The organism is Streptomyces sp. NPDC096324 (genome assembly GCF_044763015.1).
Taxonomy (GTDB): domain Bacteria; phylum Actinomycetota; class Actinomycetes; order Streptomycetales; family Streptomycetaceae; genus Streptomyces.
This window is the reverse complement of record NZ_JBIWFK010000006.1, coordinates 581,108-596,272: the sequence shown is the minus strand read 5'-3', so window position 1 is coordinate 596,272 and position 15,165 is coordinate 581,108. Positions and strand designations below refer to the sequence as shown.

The window sequence follows — 15,165 nt, the reverse complement described above, 5'->3', positions numbered from 1 at the left end:
GGGCCTCGCTCTTGCCGTCGGCGAGCACCCTTGATCTGCTCCGCGCGCCCGTAGTTCGGGATCGGGTGCTGTCCTCTCGATCCCGGCATGCGGGTCTGCCGCGTGAGTTCCGGGGCGGGTTGCAGCGACACCGCCGGCGGCCCGGTCAGTGGTGGGTGGAAGGATCGGTCCATGACGTGTGACGTCTGCGGGCGTGAGATGCGGCGGTTTCCGCCGGCGGACTCGCGGGTGAAGGAGACGTGGTTCTGCACCTGGTGCTACGCGTGGACCAAGCTGGGGACTGACCCAGGCCTGATCAGCCGGTCGTGGTACGAGCCCGTGCACATGCGGTGGGAGCGCGCCGACACACCGGAACCGCCGGTTGGCGTCTCTCATGCGTACGGCTACTGCGGCGCGACCTTGTGCGGCATGCGGCAGGAGGGCACGGTTCCCTCGCCTTATCCATGGTTCCCCGACTGGGACAATGCCTGCCCGGGATGCCGGGAGGCAGCCGTCGTCATCGACGGTCGCTGGCCTGTTGACGCGCGAGGCGAGAAGTACGAACGGATACGTCTTCCGCCGCCGCTCGGTGCTGACTGGCCGCCCTTCTAGGGCGTCCGACCCATCGAGACGAGTCGCCTCCAGCAGATCAGGGCGCATCGCAGGCTCAAGAACGTCTCGTAGATTCGGTCTCCGCGCCCTCAGCTACTCAAAGAAGCTCGCGCAAATCCTCAGTCGGGGACGCGGTGCTGTTGACCCACTGCGGTGACGAGGGTGGAGGAGATGTGGGCCAGGGCAGGGTCCGCTGCGATGAAGAGCGTTTCGACTCCGGCCAGTTCGTGGTTCATGCGGGCCATCGGCATTTCGTAGTCCAGGTCGCTGACGCCGCGCACCCCGCGGATGACGACGTCGATTCCGGCTTCGCGGCAGTAGTCGACCAGCAGGCCGCCGGTGTGTGAGTCGACCGTGACGTTGCTCAGGCCGCTTGCTGCCGCGCGGAGCCGGTCCAGTCGTTCCTCGATGGGGAAGCGGCCGATCTTGTTCTGATTGAACATCACGCACAGGACGACTTCGTCGAACAGGAGGGAAGCGCGCCGGAGTACGTCCTGGTGCCCTGGAGTGACAGGGTCGAAGGATCCTGGGAAGAGGGCTCGCATGATCGGAAAGAGTAACAAGCGGCCGCCTCCGGCAGTGAAGTACCAGGGCATTGGATCCACAGCTGCCTCCTGGCCAAGGCGATCGGTTCACCGCGTGCTGTGGAGAGTCTCCCGGGTCAGTGCGCGGCTGACTCCACGGCGTCCGCGGCGTGGAACTCGCTCTTGCCATCGGTGAGGGTGGCGGCGATCTCCTGTGCGCGTGACCTGAGTTGAGCGTCGTGTGCTGTCTCCTCGATCGCGGTGCGCAGGTCCGTGGCGGGAGTTCCGGGCTCCGGGAGCCTTCGGGCGACGCCGGCGCGTAGGCAGGCGGCGGCGAGGACCTGCTGCTCGGAGCCGTTGGGGGCGACGAGCAGGGGTTTGCCGTGAAGGAGGGCGGCGAGGACGGGGGCGGAGGTCGCGTTCGTCAGGACGAGTTCGGATCGGTCGACCAGTGGGCCCATCCAAGGGCGGCGGCCGACGACCAGGTCGGCGCCCTCTGCCGCTTCGGGTGCGCCCGAGCGTCCGAGTTTCACGACGGCCCGGTAAGTGCCCCCGGTGAAGGCCGTGTTGAGACGGGGCCAGAGGGAAGTGCCGCCGAAGGTCCGGCCGAGGTGGACGTAGGCCAGGGGCTTGGAGTCCGGCAGCGGCTCGGCGGACGGGGGCTCCGGCTCCCACCAGCAGGGGCCGACATGCCGTACAGCCGGGGGGAGTTCGGCGTCGGCCGGCTCCAGGTCGGGGTGGCCGCGCAGCAGGAAGGTGGTGCCGAGCAACGGGGTTTCGGGGTGGCGGTCGTGCCGTGGTGCGAGGCCGGCGGCTGCTCGTAGCGCCTGGTAGTGCTTCAGGGTCTCCGTCAGTCGCCACGTGCGGTCGTGCGTGTCCGCCGGGCCGGCGCCTCCGGAGCGGTAGGGCCACAGGTGTGCGGCGAGTCCGAGCACGACCACCGGCAGGTCGGTGGCCTCGGCTGCCACGAGCGCGCCGTGGTTGAGCACGGAGGTGAGCAGGACGTCGGGCCGCAGCCGCCGGACCGCGCGTGCCACCTCGGTGTACTGCTCGGGGCCGCGTGCCGTCCAGTGGGCCACGGACAGGGCCGTGTCGTCGGTGGCGGCGGACAGGTCCAGGACTGCCTCGGTCACCAGCGGCGCGGCTCGCGGCCCGGCGAGGACGTGCACCGTGTGGGAGCGGCGGCGCAGTTCGCGGCCCACCGCGAGGGCGGGGTACAGGTAGCCCGGGTCGCCGAGCGGGCACAGGAGCACGTTCATGTCACAGGTCTCCCGGCAGTCGGAGGCCCAGATGGTGCGCGAAGAAGGCCATGACGTCGGCGTAGAGGCGGGCGCTGCGCGAGGAGGCGCGGGCGCCGTGGCCGACACCGCGCTCCGTGCGCAGCACGACCGGCGCGTGACCGGTGCCGGCCCATTGCAGGGCGGCGCACATCTTGCGGGCGTGTGCGGGGTCGACGCGGGTGTCGCCGTCGAAGACGGCGAACAGCACGGCCGGGTAGGGCGTGCCCTCGCGCACCTGGTGGTAGGGCGAGTACGAGTGGAGGTGCGCGAACTGGGCGGGGTCGGCGGCGCTTCCGTACTCGTCGCGCCAGCTCGCCCCCATGCCCGACAGCTCGTAGCGCACCATGTCGAGCAGGGGTGCCGCGCACACGACGGCGCCGTAGGTCTCCGGGCGGCGGGTCAGCGCGGCGCCGGCCAGCAGACCGCCGTTGGAGCTGCCGAGGACGCCGAGCCGGCCGGGCGCGACCCAGCCGTCGCGGAACAGGTGGTCCGCCGCCGCGTCGAAGTCGTCGAAGGTGTTGTGCTTGTGCTCGCGGCGTCCGGCGCGGTGCCACTCCTCGCCCTCCTCTCCCCCGCCGCGTACGCAGGCCACCGCGTAGATCCCTCCCGCGCGCACCCAGGGCATGGCCTGGGGGGTGAATCCGGGGGTCATGGAGGCGCCGAAGCCGCCGTAGCCGGTGAGCACGGCGGGGCGGGGTCTGTCGGGGTGGCCCGTGGGAGACATGACGAACATGCGGACCTCGGTGCCGTCGCGGGAGCGCACGACCTCCTGGGTGACATGTACGCCCTCGGTGAGGGCCGCTTCCGGGGAACCGCCGGGCCAAGGGCTCAGGTGTCCGGTGACGGCGTCGTAGTGGAGGACGACGGTGGGTGTGATGTGGTCGGTGTAGGCGAACCACAGCTCATGGCCTGGTTCCTGACGTGCGGTCAGTGACGTGATCGTTCCTCGTCCCGGCAGGGGTACGGTTCCGGTTCGGGCGCCGGTCCGGGCGTCGTGCAGCGTCAACTCGCCGACCGCGTGCCGGGTTCGTACGACTGCCAGGAGCGGGCGGTCCAGTGCCGGGCCGTCGAGGACCGCGAAGTCCTGGAGAACGGTGCCGGGTTGCTCTTCGACCAGGGTGCGCCAGGGGCGCCGATCCGACGGACACGGATCGACGACGTCGCGAGGGGCCGCGGCGATCCGGCCGCGCGGGGCACCGACCGTGGTCCTCAGCAGCAGCGGTCCCGCACCCGGCCTGAGACGGACGGCGGTGTGGCCGTCGACGGCGTGCTGAAGGCGGCGCAGGTCGGGCCCGTCGGGTCCGGTCCTGGTCAGGTCGGCGGTCCACAGGTCGGTGTGCGGGGACGTGCCTTCGCTGGCGCCGACGACCAGGAGTCGGCCGTCGGGGGCGGTGGTGACGGTGTAGTACTGGGTGTCCGACCGTCCGGCCCCGAAGATCTCCACGTCCTCGTCGGCCGGTGTGCCGAGCCGGTGCAGATACACGCGGCGGCACGGTCCGGCCCCGGCGGCCTTGTGCCCGGAAGGCAGTCGGCGTACGTAGTAGAAGGCCCGGCCGCCCGGCAGCCAGGCCACGGGAGAGCGGCGGACCCGGTCCACGGGCCCGTCGACCGTCTCGCCCGTCGCCGCGTCGAGCACACGCAGCACCGAGTGTTCCGTGCCGCCCGAGGAGAGCTGGACAGCCACGAGGTGGCCTTCCCAGGACGGTTCCCAGGCGTCGAGCACCGTCGTGCCGGACGGATCGGCGTCCAGCGGGTCGAACAGGGTCCGCGTCCGGTCGGCCTCGCGGACGGCAAGTGCGGCGAGTTCACGCCCGTGCTCCCTGCGCGTGTGGAACTCCCGCCCGCCGCGCGCCACCGGCGGACGGCTCCCGCCCCCGACGAGCAGGTCGGTCATCCGCGCGAACAGCGCGTCACGGGCCGGCCAGCGGGCCTCCTCCTCGGCGTAGAGCAGGTCCTGAGCGGTGCACCACGCGGCGGTGGCGGAGTCCCGCGGATCCTCCAGCCAGCGGTAGGGGTCGGCCACCGGTTGTCCGTGGACGATCTCTACCGGTCCGCTGCGTGGAGCCGGCGGGTAGGTGTACGAGGCGGGCGCCGGCCTGGCGTCGCGGGGCGGGGACTGGGTCATCGCGGCGCTCCAGGGGGACGGATCACGTCGGTAGCGTGTGGGCGGGGCGCGCGGCTCAGGTGCGGTCGGGGTCCGGGCGTTGTGCGGGGGACGCCGGTGACGGGTCCTGGGGCTCGGGGTCGCCTGGAGCGATCGGTTCGCCGTGCGCCTCGACCGCCGGCCGCTCGGCGTGGCCCGCGCCTGCGCCTACGCCTGCGAGAGCCGGAGCGTCCGGGAAACCGGCGGGAGCCGCGGCATCCGCGAAGTCGGGCACCTCCAGGAGATCGGCGGGACCGCCGGTGGCCTTCGTATCGTCCGCGACGGCGTCGAGCCCCGTCTTGCTCCCGTCCCCCGCGACACCGTCGGGGTCGGTCTGCTTCGCGTCGCCCGTCACGGCGTCGAGGCTCGTCTCGCGCAGCAGGGGCACCGAGGACACCACCGTGACGACGGCCGCGGTGCCGGCGAGCGCCAGCCAGGTGTGGCTCGCCCCCAGCGAGTCCACGAAGGAGCCCGCGAGAAGCGGTCCGAGGGAGGCGAGACCGGCCATCACCAGTCCGGTCGCGGTACTGACCCTGCCGAGCAGGTCCCGTGGTGCGAGCACCAGCATGGCGCGGCCCACGACGATGCCGGCCGGCGGGCTGAAGAAGACGACCACGACCAGCACGGGGCCGATCGTCCAGGGGTGCGTGGTCGTGGAGAAGACGGCGAGGCCGATCGCCCAGACCATGCCGATGAGCAGGAACAGCCGGGCGGCGGGGATCCTCTTGATCAGCCGTGGGGCCGCGGCGGCGCCCAGCATGGCCCCGATGCCCGCGCAGCCCATCACCGCTCCGATCGCCGTCCCGCCGGCGCCGCTCTGCCGCAGGGAGACGACCATGGTCGTCTGGGCCGCCGCGGATACGACGTTGATGCCCGCGGCGAACAACAGCGCGGCCAGGAGCGTCCGTTGGCGCGTCAGCCACCGGAGCCCGGCCGTGAGCCGGTCGTCGCGTTCGGTGGCGGCGACCGGGCGCGGGGGTTTGGTGGCGATCCGCAGCAGCAGAACGGCGGACACACCATAGGAAACGGCGTCGGCGGCGAACGGCAGCATCGGGTCCATCGTGTACAGCCAGCCGCCGAGGAACGGGCCGAGGAGCGAGCTCGTCGCGACGGCGGCCTGGCTGCGGCTCAGCGCGTCGGTGAGGTCCTTCTCCGGGACCACGTCGCGGACGGCGATCGTGGCGGCCGGCGCGAAGAGCGCGGTGGCCGCGCCCTCGACCACGGCGACGCCGAGGAGGTTTGCCTGCCCGAGGTCCCCCAGTGCCGACGCGAGGGGAATGCTGGCCAGCGCCACGAGCCGGAGCAGGTCGGTCCCGACCATGATCTTCCGTCGGTCGAGCCGGTCGGCGAGCTGGCCCGCGGGCAGGCGCAGCAGGGTCCGGGTCACCAGGGAGAAGGTCGCGACCGTACCGGCTTGTGCCGCGCTGCCGCCGATGGAGAGGACGAGCAACGGGAAGGCGAGCAAAGACAGTTGTGAGCCGAGGGTGGACAGCGTCGTACTGAGCCAGTAGCGGCGGAAGTCGGCGTTGGTCCGTAGGATGCCGGCGCCCTTCATCCCAGCCGCCCGACGGCGTGGAGGCTGTCCAGCACTCCGGCGTCGACCCGGTCCTGGAAGACGGCGCGGACGGCCGCCTCCTCGTCGTACTGGTAGTGGTCGTGGCAGCTCACCCAGCGGCCTTCGGTCTGCTCGGCGTCGAGGTAGCCGTCGGCGATGGTGCCGACCTCCATGCCGGGCTTGCCCGCGGTCTCCCAGCAACTGGCGAGCACTCCGTCGGCGTTGACGACCGCGCCGTAGCGGCCGTCGGCGAAGGAGCAGGCCTGGCAGGGGACATGGGCGCGCGGGCGGGCCACCGTGAAGCCGAGTTCCAGCGCGCGGGCGTGCCAGCGGACGAAGTCGTCGACGAGGCCGTTCTCGTGCATCAGGTTGTTGGCGTAGCCGACTCCGACGTCGCCGACGCGGGCGAAGTGGATGCCGCAGCGTGCGGGATCGAGGTGGGCGCCGAGGCGTTCGACCAGGTCGTCCACGCCGTGGCGGTTCAGGTGGGAGACGTTGACGCGCAGCATCCAGCGCAGGGAGGTCTTCTCGATGGCGCGCGCGATGTTGGACACGATGACGTCGAAGGTGCCGCCTCCGGAACGGCGTACCCGGATGGCGTCGTGGTCGGCGCGGTCGCCGTCGAAGGTGACCTGCACGGAGCCGAGGCCCGCCGCGTTGAGTTCCTTGGCGATCAGCGGTGTGAGCAGGGTGCCGTTGGACGTCATCGAAGCGGTGAGGGTGCCCAACTCGGCTGCCCTGGTGAGCAGATCGCGGCAGCCTCGCGGATTGAGCAGTGGCTCGCCGCCGAACAGCAGCAGCGCCAGTTTGTCCATGCCGGCCGCGGCCATGCGCTCACGGGTGAAGTCCAGGACCTGTCCGACGGCTTCGGGGGTCAGCCGGGCGTGCTGGATGCGCGGCGGCCGGCTTCCTCCCTTGGGGTCCTGCGCGGTGTTCTGGAAGCAGTAGCCGCAGCCGAGGTTGCAGTCCGTGCTGGTCAGTACGGTCAGCGAGTACGCGTTGTAGGGCTTTACGTCGTACAGTCCCGCCTCGCGGAGATGGCGTTCGGCGGAAGGCCGCAGGGTGCCGTCGGCCTCCACCTGGCCGGGGCGCATCAGCGCGTATCCGCCGGCGCCCAGGAACCACCACCCCCTGCCGGCCTGGATCAGACGGGCCCCGGCGGCGGGGACGGCGACGGACTGCGTACCGGGCACGGCAACCTCCGGAGCGAGGGCGGGAGTTGGAGGGCGGGCGCGGGCCCGGTCGCGGTGGCGTCAGGCGCCACCGCGACCGGGAGGACCGCGCCGGTGGTGAGCCGATCAGGCGTTGTGCTCCTGGTGGACGCCGCACCAGGGGGTGTCCTCGCCCTCCTCGGAGTGGGCGATCACCTCGGGCTCGTCGGCGGCGGTCTCCTGGTGGACGCCGCACCAGGCGACGTTCGACGCGGCGTGCGCGACCACTTCGGGCTCGTCGACGGCGGACTCCTGGTGCACCCCGCACCAGGCGACGTTCGACGCGGCGTGCGCGACGACCTCGGGAGTCTCCTCCGCGGGGGTCTCGGTGGTCTCCTCGTTGGGCTCGACGTTCTCGGCCATGATGGTCCTCCATACGACGGGCGTTCGGGACGACGGACGGCAGCGGTTCGCCGACCGGCAGGAAGCTAGGAGCAGGGGGTTCGGCACCGGTTCATGGACGGTTGGGCCGTGGTGAAATGCCTGGTGGGGGTGTGGGGGCGGTCTGTGGCGGCCGTGGCATATCGAGGCCTCGCTCGCTGGACTACGGCGAGGGAGCCGAGGCACATCAACGCGTCACGCACACGAGTACGGCGGGGTGGCCGAGGCTCACCGGAGCGTCGCTCACAGATATGGGGCGGGGCGGCCGAAGCTCATCAGTGCCTCCGGCAGCAACGCGGGTCGTGACCGGCCACATACCGGAATCCCACCGGGTGCCAACCGGCGGGCAACCGGCCGTTCCTACGCTGACCGCCGCACACTCCGCGACCGCGAGAGGACGCCTCCGTATGGACACCGAGCCCGCTGCCACGGCCGCGCCGTCCGCCCCACCGGCACCGGCACCGGCACCGGCACCGGCACCGGCACGAGGGCAGCGGCTGCCGGAGCCGCTGGGGGCCGGGTTCCTGGCCCGTCCGGAGGAGACGCTGGCGGAGATCCGGGAGACCTGTCCTGTCGCCCGGATCAGGACGCCCGCCGGACGGCCGGCCTGGCTGGTGACGCGTGCCGAGGACGTGCGGGCCGGATTCCTCGACCCCCGGCTCTCCTTGAGCGGCGGCCATGTCCCCGACCCGGGGATACCCCGACGCGCCCTGGACGTGACGCTGGTGAACTACGACCCGCCGGACCACACGCGGATCCGCCGTCTGGCGACGCCGGCGCTCACCCCGGCGCGCATGGCCGTCCACCGCGAACGCATCGAGCTCAACGCCGTCGAATTCCTCGACGCGGCGGACGCGGCGCGGGGGCAGGGACCGGTCGAACTGATGGACGCCTTCGCGCGCCCGTTCGCCTTCCGGTCGCTGTGCGAGGTCTTCGAGGTGCGCGAGGAGGAGCGGGCCTCTCTGTACGAGCCGGTGGCGCTCCTCGCGGACAAGGCGGGGTGCTCCGCCCGGGCCGTCGAGGAGAGCGTGGCCCGGATCGACGTGTTCGTCCGGGGGGAGATGGGCCGCCGCACGGCTTCTCCGGGGGACGATGTCGTCTCCCGCGTCCTGGTCGCGTGGCGCCAACAGGGCGGCGCGACCGAGGACGAGGTCGCCTCCCTCCTGGCGATGCTGTTCCTGGCCGGCTTCGACAGCACGGTTCAGGCGATCGGCATGAGCGTGGTGGCGCTGCTCGGCCACCACGACGTACAGGAGTCCTTGCGGGACGAGCCGTCGAGGATTCCGCGCGCGGTGGACGAGTTGTTGCGCTGGGACACCCCGGGCCCTTTCAGCACCAAGAGGGTGGCGCTGGAGGACGTCCGGTTCGGGGACACGGTCATTCCGGCGGGCAGCGGTGTCCTGCTGTCCGTGGCGGCGGCCAACCACGACCCACGCTGCCACGCCGACCCCGGCACGCTGGACCCGGACCGCGGTACCGCCGCACGCCACCTGTCCTTCGGCCTCGGTCCGCACTACTGCCCCGGATCGGCACTGGCCCGCCTTGAACTCACGGTGGCCCTGACGGCGGTCCTGGGCCGCTGGAGCCGACTGGACCCGGCAGTGCCTCTGAACGAACTGACCTGGGGCGGCGGCTATTTGCACCGCCGACTGGCGGCGCTGCCTGTCCAGCCGGGCAGCCGAGCCTGAAGAGCGGCGAAGCCCGGCCGGCATTCGCCCGAAGCCACGGGCAGCAGCCCCGTGAGGCGTCCGCGAAACCCCCTGGGGTGTGCCCTCGCTTCGGCGGCGATGCCACGTACGTGAGTATTCCTACTCAGGACAGTGACCGTCGCCGACACCACACTGAACCGGTGACGAGAACCGGTACGGGTCGTGGACGGCGTGGTCGAGGCGTGGGCTGTCTGGCCGTGGTGGCGAGCGTGGTCTTCGGCCTCTACTGGATCAGCCCCTTGCACGACCCCGAGAACACCGGCCACGCACGGGCTGACGCCGGCCGTCGGGCGGCGACGCTGGAGGACGCGTTGCAAGCCAACTTCAGCTCGCCCCCGGGGGGATTCAGCCGAAGCAGTGAGCCCGTCCTCGATCGCGTGGCGGACCGCTTCGGCGGCACATTGATCGACGTCCGATCCCATACCAGCGGCGAACGCCGCGACTTCGATGTCCTGATGTCCGTACCAGGCAGCTCCGCCCCGAAGTTCAGCTTCGACGCCGATGAGTCGACCAAGGTCCTGGTCTGTTACGAGTTCTCATGGCAGGGATACGTGTACACGATCGAGCACAGGGCCGTGGACTGCCCGAAAGACTTCCCGGCACCGTCCGACGGTCTCCCCTCGCAGGACGACACGACGCGTCTCGCTACGCGCATCATGCGGCACGGCTCGTCGGCGGTGGCGAACTCCCCCTCCGCCACAGCGGCCGTCGAAGCCGCTCTGCGCGAGGCCGACGTCCCCTCCGGCGCGCGCCGGTCGATCACCGCCAGAAACGACATCGTGGTCTTCACTGTCGGCTCCACCCACTCGTGCGTCTTCGGCGTCCTGGCCTCCGAGGGGCTGTACGCCTGGCGGGCGCCACGGGGGGAGCGCTGCACCACGCAAGGTGCGTACAGGGGTTACGCACTCACGCAATGGCCGCCGATCGATGGGTAGCCTCACCACCCGCCTCGCTCCGTGTTCGTGACCAACTCACCGCCTACGGGCGGGTGGTGGAGCGGGCGCCTCGGACCGGGCGGACCGGAGTGGGGGCGGGGCCGCGCATCCGGTTCAGCAGGTCTCTCTCCGCGGCGCCCGCCTCCTGGTCGTCCCACGTGTCCGAGAACGGCACCGTTCGCAGACGGCGCCCCTCCGGATCCAGTACCTCACCGGCGTGCTTGAGCTGCCAGAGCGTCATGGCCCGGTCCGCGATGGTGAGTTCGGGGAACCGCTGCGCCAGCGCCGCCTCGAACGAGTGGACGTCCCCCATGGAGCGCAGCCACGCCGTGACCATGAGGTTGTGCGGGCCCGACAGCGTCGCGCACAGGCGGGTTTCCCGCATCCCCGAGAGCTGGGCAGTGATCCTGGCGGTCTCGGCGGCGGGGGCGATCCCCCACAGCGTGGCGCTCACCGGCCAGCCGGAGACGGAACGGGCGGCCTCGCAGCGGTACGAGATGGCCCTGGCCGCGTCCAGCCGGTCGAGCCTCCGCCGGACCGTCGTCGGGCTCAGTCCGCTGCGCTCGGCCAGCCCAGCGACGCTCTGGCGGCAGTCCTGCGAGAGCAACAGGATCAGGTCCAGATCGGACTGGTTCAGGAGCGCACCCCGCGTCGGCCGGTCGCGGTCCGCGCGCAGCATGCCCCGGCGTTCCTCGGCCAGCCGGTCCAGTCGCCAGCGGCTGCCCTCCGTGTGGAGGGCCGTGGCCAGTTGGGTGCGCGTCGCGGCGATCCCGTCGAGCCCGCTCAGCCGAAAGCCCACGTAGCGGGCGAGCTGGGCCTGTGAGCGGAAGACGGCGGTGAGCAGCAGGTCCCGCGCCCCGGTCGTGTGCTCGATGTTGAAGAGCGGAGGGTCGTCCAGGATCCGCTCGCACACCTGGTGGAGTTTCCCCGACACGCAGTCGACCTCGATGAACGCCACGATCAGTTCGCCGATGAGCGCGGGACTGGGGTGACAGCCGAGCCAGGCGAGGCCGGACTCGGTCAGCCGGGCCCAGCGCCGGGCGGCCGTGGTCGCGTCCACGTCCAGTGCCGCGCCGATCCGCCGCCAGTCGGCCCGGGGCGCGTGCTGGAGGGCCGTGATCAGGAGATAGTCCAGCTCGTCCAGCATGTCCGCGCTTCCTTCCCGTACGGCGGCGGATATCTGCAAATGATCATGAACGAATGCCCGATGCCGTCGTTCCGAGGCCGGTACGTGTCCGCCCTCGCACGATACCGGCCATGTTCCAGCACTCAGACGCCGCCGCCCTCCTCGACGACCTCACCGACCTCCGCCGTCGGCTCCACCGTGATCCCGAGATCGGCCTGCACCTGCCGCGTACCCAGGAGAAGGTCCTCGCGGCCCTGCAGGGGCTTCCCCTGGAGATCACCCTGGGCACGGATCTGTCCTCGGTCACGGCCGTCCTGCGGGGCGGCAGGCCGGGTCCCGCCGTACTCCTGCGCGGCGACATGGACGCTCTGCCGGTCCACGAGGACACCGGGCTGCCGTACGCCTCCGAGAACCCCGGTCTGATGCACGCCTGCGGCCACGATCTGCACACGGCGGGCCTGGTGGGCGCGGCGACGCTCCTCGCCGCTCACCGCGAGGAGCTCGCCGGGGACGTGGTGTTCATGTTCCAGCCCGGTGAGGAGGGCGACGGCGGCGCCCGCATCATGGTCGAGGAGGGAGTGCTGGACGCGGCCGGCCAACGGGTCGTGGCCGCCTACGGCCTGCACGTCTTCTCGACCCAGGTCCCCATGGGCACCGTCACCACCCGCCCCGGCACCCTGCTGGCCGCCAGCGACGCCTTCGACGTCACCGTGATCGGCCGGGGAGGACACGGTTCGATGCCGCACCTGACCCGGGATCCCGTGGCCGCCGCCGCCGAGATGGTGACCGCCCTGCAGACCCGGATCGCACGCGAGATCGACGTCCAGGACCCGGCAGTGATCACCGTGGGCACCTTCCACGCGGGCACCGCCCGCAACGTGATCCCCGACACGGCCGAACTCGGGGCGACCGTGCGCACCTACTCCGAGCAGACCCGCGACCAGGTCCAGGCCATGGTCGAGCGCACCCTCCAGGGCATCGCGCGGGCCCACGGTGTGGACGTGCGGCTCGACTACACCCGTCAGTACCCGGCCACCGTCAACTCCGCGGACCAGGCGGCCTTCGCCCTGGAGACGGCGCTCGGCCTCTTCGGCCCGCGGCGAGTGTTCGAGACACCCCGTCCGGTCTCCGGGTCCGAGGACTTCTCGTTCGTGCTCGACGCTGTGCCCGGCGCCTTCCTCGCGGTGGGCGCGTGCCCGCCCGACCGCGACCCCTCGACCGCGCCCGTCAACCACTCCCCGCAGGCGGTGTACGACGACCGGGTTCTGCCTGACCAGGCACTGCTCCTCGCCACACTCGCCGTGCGCGCCCTCGACCGCCACACGGCAGGGGGCCTGTCCGCATGACACAGACCTCTCCCTCGCCGGAGGAAGCCCGCCTCGGACAGGACCCGGGCGCACCCGCCTCCGTCACCGCCGTCGTGGGACTGCTCGTCCTTTTCGAGCTGATGAGCGGGTTCCTCCAGACGGGGATCACCCCGCTCCTGCCCGAACTGGGCGAACACCACGGGATCGGTGACTCAACGCTGAACTGGATCGTGTCGGTCCAGCTTCTCGCCGGGGCAGTGATGGTGCCGGTCTTCGGCCGCCTCGGCGACCTGTACGGGCACCGCCGGATGCTGCGTGTCGCCGTCGCCGCGGTGGCCGCCGGCACCCTGCTGGTCGCGCTCGCCCCCGACTTCCCGGTCCTCCTGCTCGGGCGGGTCTTCCAGGGCGCGCTCGTGGCGCTCCTCCCGCTCGAGATCGCTCTGGTCCGCGACCGACTCCCGGTCGAGCAGGCGCGGCGGGCCATCGCGAGGCTGGTGGGCGCGCTGACGCTGGGCAGCCTACTGGGCGCCGTGGTCATGGGCGCGGCGGCGAAGGCCGTGCACAGCATCCAACTCGTCCTGCTCGTCCCGGCGTTCTTCGCGCTGCTGTGTGTGCCGGTGAGCTTCCTCTTCATCCCGGAGAGCGTGCCGAGGGCCGTCGGCCGGCCCGACTGGCCGGGCGCCGCTCTGCTCGGCCTCTCGCTGCTCTCTCTGCTCGGCGGTGTCTCCCGTGTGGACCACGACGGCTGGCTGTCGGCGGGAGTTCTCCTCCCGCTCGTCCTCTTCGCCGTCCTGATCTGCGCGTGGGTGCGTACAGAACTGCGGTGCGCGGCGCCGCTGGTGGACCTCAGGGCCATGAAGGGCCGTGGTGTGGCCCGGCTCTATCTGGTCTCGTTCCTCTTCGGCGTCATGTACTTCGGCAGCCAGTCGCCCAACGCGACCTTCCTGGCAGCCGATCCCGCGACGGACGGCTACGGTTTCGGGCTCACCGCGCTGGACATCTCGCTGGTCAGTCTGCCCGGGGCCGTCGCGGCGCTGATCACCTCCGGCTGCACCGCCCTGATCACCCGGCACCTGGGCTACCGGGGCACTCTCATGACCGCCTTCGGTCTCATGGCGGCCGGCTTCCTCGCCTTGGGCTGTCTGCACGACAACGTCGGAGAGATGGCGGCCGCCGTGGCGGTCTGCGGCGCCGGTATCGGGGCGGCGCTGGGTGCCATGCCCACCGTCATCGTGGAGGCAACGGACCCGGAGCACACCGGCGTCGCCTCGGCTCTCTACAACAACGTGAAGACCGTCGGAGGAGCGGTCTCGGGCGGCGCCGTCGCCTCTCTGCTGGCATCACACACGAGGCCGGACGGGACCACGCCGTACGAGGGCGGATACACGGCGGTCTGGCTGCTGTGCGCCGTGTGCGGGCTCGGCGCGATCGCCGCGGTGGCCGGGCACGGCCGCGGCGGCGGGAAATTCTCGGCACTGAGACTCGCCCGTCCGGGACGGGCGGGCCGGCGGTCAACGCCCGCGGTACCTCGTCGGGGATCGGCCGGCGCCCCTGGGACGCCGACCGGATGACCTGGCAGTGGAGCGGGTGCCTGCGGGCCGTTCGGTCGGGGACGGGGGCCATGTGCGTGTCAGGATCGCGGGGCGGGGTCGGAACGAGCAGCCGAAGACTGGGAGAAGTTGGTGGCGGCCACCACCTCGGGAGGGCGCACATATCCGCCGACGCTCTCGACGCGCACGACGAGCGCCAGAGGTGACCTCGTGTCGTACGCCTTCGCCAGCTTGCGGATCTCGGCGCGGGCGAAGAGCTGGGTCGCCCCCGACGTCGCCAGGGTGTCGCAGCCCGCGATCATGACGAGGCGGCTTCCGGCCGCGAAGGGGTTGCGTGCCAGCAGGACGATCGCGTGGTCCACGCGTGTCGTCGCGCCGCTCTCCGACTCCCCGTACTCCTCGCCGTCTTCCGTACCCACGATGCGGTAGTCGTCGGAGAACTGCCGGAAGGAGTAGGGGGCGTTGAGCCGGTCGGCCATCAACTGCCAGACGCCGTTGTGCGCCGGCCCGCCGATCACGACCAGGTTCTCCTCCGCGTCCGATGCCATGGCGAACGCCCTGGCCCTGACCGTCACGGCCTCGTGCAGCCGCAGATCCTGGGAGAGGAACTGCCGCAGATTCATGGCGGCGAGGGCATCGGCCTCATGGAGCTTCGGATACGCGGACGACGCCCGACTGGACTCCCCCACGACCACCATCACGCGTCGGCCGCGGTCCAGCCGCCACACACGCGCGGCCGGGACCTTCGTCCGGTAGTAGTGCACGAGGGCACGGCCCAGCCAGCCGGCGGCGAACGCCAGCAGCGAGGCCACGAGGTTGACCGTCAGGTCCTGCCCCACGATCGACCTCCCGC

Annotated in this window: 12 protein-coding genes; 4 read left to right on the top strand and 8 right to left on the bottom strand. The window is 71.7% G+C overall.

Features of this window, described 5'->3' with window-relative positions; translation table 11 throughout:
* Window positions 1-710: 710 nt before the first annotated feature.
* The 6 genes from coaD to ACIQ7M_RS19715 form a co-directional block, all read right to left on the bottom strand.
* Window positions 711-1,187, bottom strand: a complete 477-nt coding sequence (coaD, locus tag ACIQ7M_RS19740; protein WP_403645943.1) for a pantetheine-phosphate adenylyltransferase — start codon at window positions 1,185-1,187, stop codon at window positions 711-713.
* A 65-nt stretch (window positions 1,188-1,252) separates the two neighbouring features.
* On the bottom strand, window positions 1,253-2,374 hold the full coding sequence (locus tag ACIQ7M_RS19735; protein ID WP_403645819.1) for a glycosyltransferase: 1,122 nt from the start codon (window positions 2,372-2,374) through the stop codon (window positions 1,253-1,255).
* 1 nt (window position 2,375) lies between these two features.
* The gene (locus tag ACIQ7M_RS19730; RefSeq protein WP_403645816.1) at window positions 2,376-4,520 is read right to left on the bottom strand and encodes a prolyl oligopeptidase family protein; all 2,145 of its coding nucleotides are present in this window, start codon (window positions 4,518-4,520) and stop codon (window positions 2,376-2,378) included.
* A 55-nt stretch (window positions 4,521-4,575) separates the two neighbouring features.
* The gene (locus tag ACIQ7M_RS19725; protein ID WP_403645813.1) at window positions 4,576-6,093 is read right to left on the bottom strand and encodes an MFS transporter; all 1,518 of its coding nucleotides are present in this window, start codon (window positions 6,091-6,093) and stop codon (window positions 4,576-4,578) included.
* Window positions 6,090-7,286: a radical SAM protein gene (locus ACIQ7M_RS19720; protein WP_403645810.1), complete on the bottom strand. Its 1,197-nt coding sequence runs from the start codon at window positions 7,284-7,286 to the stop codon at window positions 6,090-6,092. Before ACIQ7M_RS19720 ends, ACIQ7M_RS19725 begins: the two co-directional genes overlap by 4 nt.
* A 105-nt stretch (window positions 7,287-7,391) precedes the next feature.
* Entirely contained in the window at window positions 7,392-7,667 is a 276-nt protein-coding gene (locus tag ACIQ7M_RS19715; protein WP_386979083.1) for a hypothetical protein, read from the bottom strand.
* Between the two features lie 425 nt (window positions 7,668-8,092).
* Here ACIQ7M_RS19715 and ACIQ7M_RS19710 point away from each other — a divergent pair, with 425 nt between their 5' ends.
* A complete protein-coding gene (locus tag ACIQ7M_RS19710) occupies window positions 8,093-9,373 on the top strand; it encodes a cytochrome P450 (protein WP_403645807.1) in 1,281 nt (426 codons plus the stop codon).
* Between the two features lie 230 nt (window positions 9,374-9,603).
* The gene (locus ACIQ7M_RS19705) at window positions 9,604-10,329 is read left to right on the top strand and encodes a hypothetical protein (protein WP_403645804.1); all 726 of its coding nucleotides are present in this window, start codon (window positions 9,604-9,606) and stop codon (window positions 10,327-10,329) included.
* A gap of 43 nt (window positions 10,330-10,372) precedes the next feature.
* Here ACIQ7M_RS19705 and ACIQ7M_RS19700 read toward each other — a convergent pair whose 3' ends face one another.
* On the bottom strand, window positions 10,373-11,476 hold the full coding sequence (locus ACIQ7M_RS19700) for an Lrp/AsnC family transcriptional regulator (protein ID WP_403645801.1): 1,104 nt from the start codon (window positions 11,474-11,476) through the stop codon (window positions 10,373-10,375).
* Between the two features lie 110 nt (window positions 11,477-11,586).
* Between ACIQ7M_RS19700 and ACIQ7M_RS19695 the strand changes: the two genes are divergently transcribed.
* Entirely contained in the window at window positions 11,587-12,801 is a 1,215-nt protein-coding gene (locus ACIQ7M_RS19695; protein WP_403645798.1) for a M20 family metallopeptidase, read from the top strand.
* Window positions 12,798-14,333 carry an MFS transporter gene (locus ACIQ7M_RS19690; RefSeq protein ID WP_403645796.1) on the top strand — a complete coding sequence of 512 codons (1,536 nt, stop codon included), beginning with the start codon at window positions 12,798-12,800 and terminating at the stop codon, window positions 14,331-14,333. Before ACIQ7M_RS19695 ends, ACIQ7M_RS19690 begins: the two co-directional genes overlap by 4 nt.
* Before the next feature lie 59 nt (window positions 14,334-14,392).
* Here ACIQ7M_RS19690 and ACIQ7M_RS19685 read toward each other — a convergent pair whose 3' ends face one another.
* Complete coding sequence (locus tag ACIQ7M_RS19685; RefSeq protein WP_403645793.1) at window positions 14,393-15,151, bottom strand: hypothetical protein; 759 nt, start codon at window positions 15,149-15,151, stop codon at window positions 14,393-14,395.
* Window positions 15,152-15,165 lie beyond the last annotated feature (14 nt).

Coding starts and splice junctions, on each gene's coding strand:
- coaD (WP_403645943.1), bottom strand. CDS start 1,187: ATGCCCTGGTACTTCACTGCCGGAGGCGGCCGCTTGTTACTCTTTCCG.
- ACIQ7M_RS19735 (WP_403645819.1), bottom strand. CDS start 2,374: ATGAACGTGCTCCTGTGCCCGCTCGGCGACCCGGGCTACCTGTACCCC.
- ACIQ7M_RS19730 (WP_403645816.1), bottom strand. CDS start 4,520: ATGACCCAGTCCCCGCCCCGCGACGCCAGGCCGGCGCCCGCCTCGTAC.
- ACIQ7M_RS19725 (WP_403645813.1), bottom strand. CDS start 6,093: ATGAAGGGCGCCGGCATCCTACGGACCAACGCCGACTTCCGCCGCTAC.
- ACIQ7M_RS19715 (WP_386979083.1), bottom strand. CDS start 7,667: ATGGCCGAGAACGTCGAGCCCAACGAGGAGACCACCGAGACCCCCGCG.
- ACIQ7M_RS19710 (WP_403645807.1), top strand. CDS start 8,093: ATGGACACCGAGCCCGCTGCCACGGCCGCGCCGTCCGCCCCACCGGCA.
- ACIQ7M_RS19700 (WP_403645801.1), bottom strand. CDS start 11,476: ATGCTGGACGAGCTGGACTATCTCCTGATCACGGCCCTCCAGCACGCG.
- ACIQ7M_RS19695 (WP_403645798.1), top strand. CDS start 11,587: ATGTTCCAGCACTCAGACGCCGCCGCCCTCCTCGACGACCTCACCGAC.
- ACIQ7M_RS19690 (WP_403645796.1), top strand. CDS start 12,798: ATGACACAGACCTCTCCCTCGCCGGAGGAAGCCCGCCTCGGACAGGAC.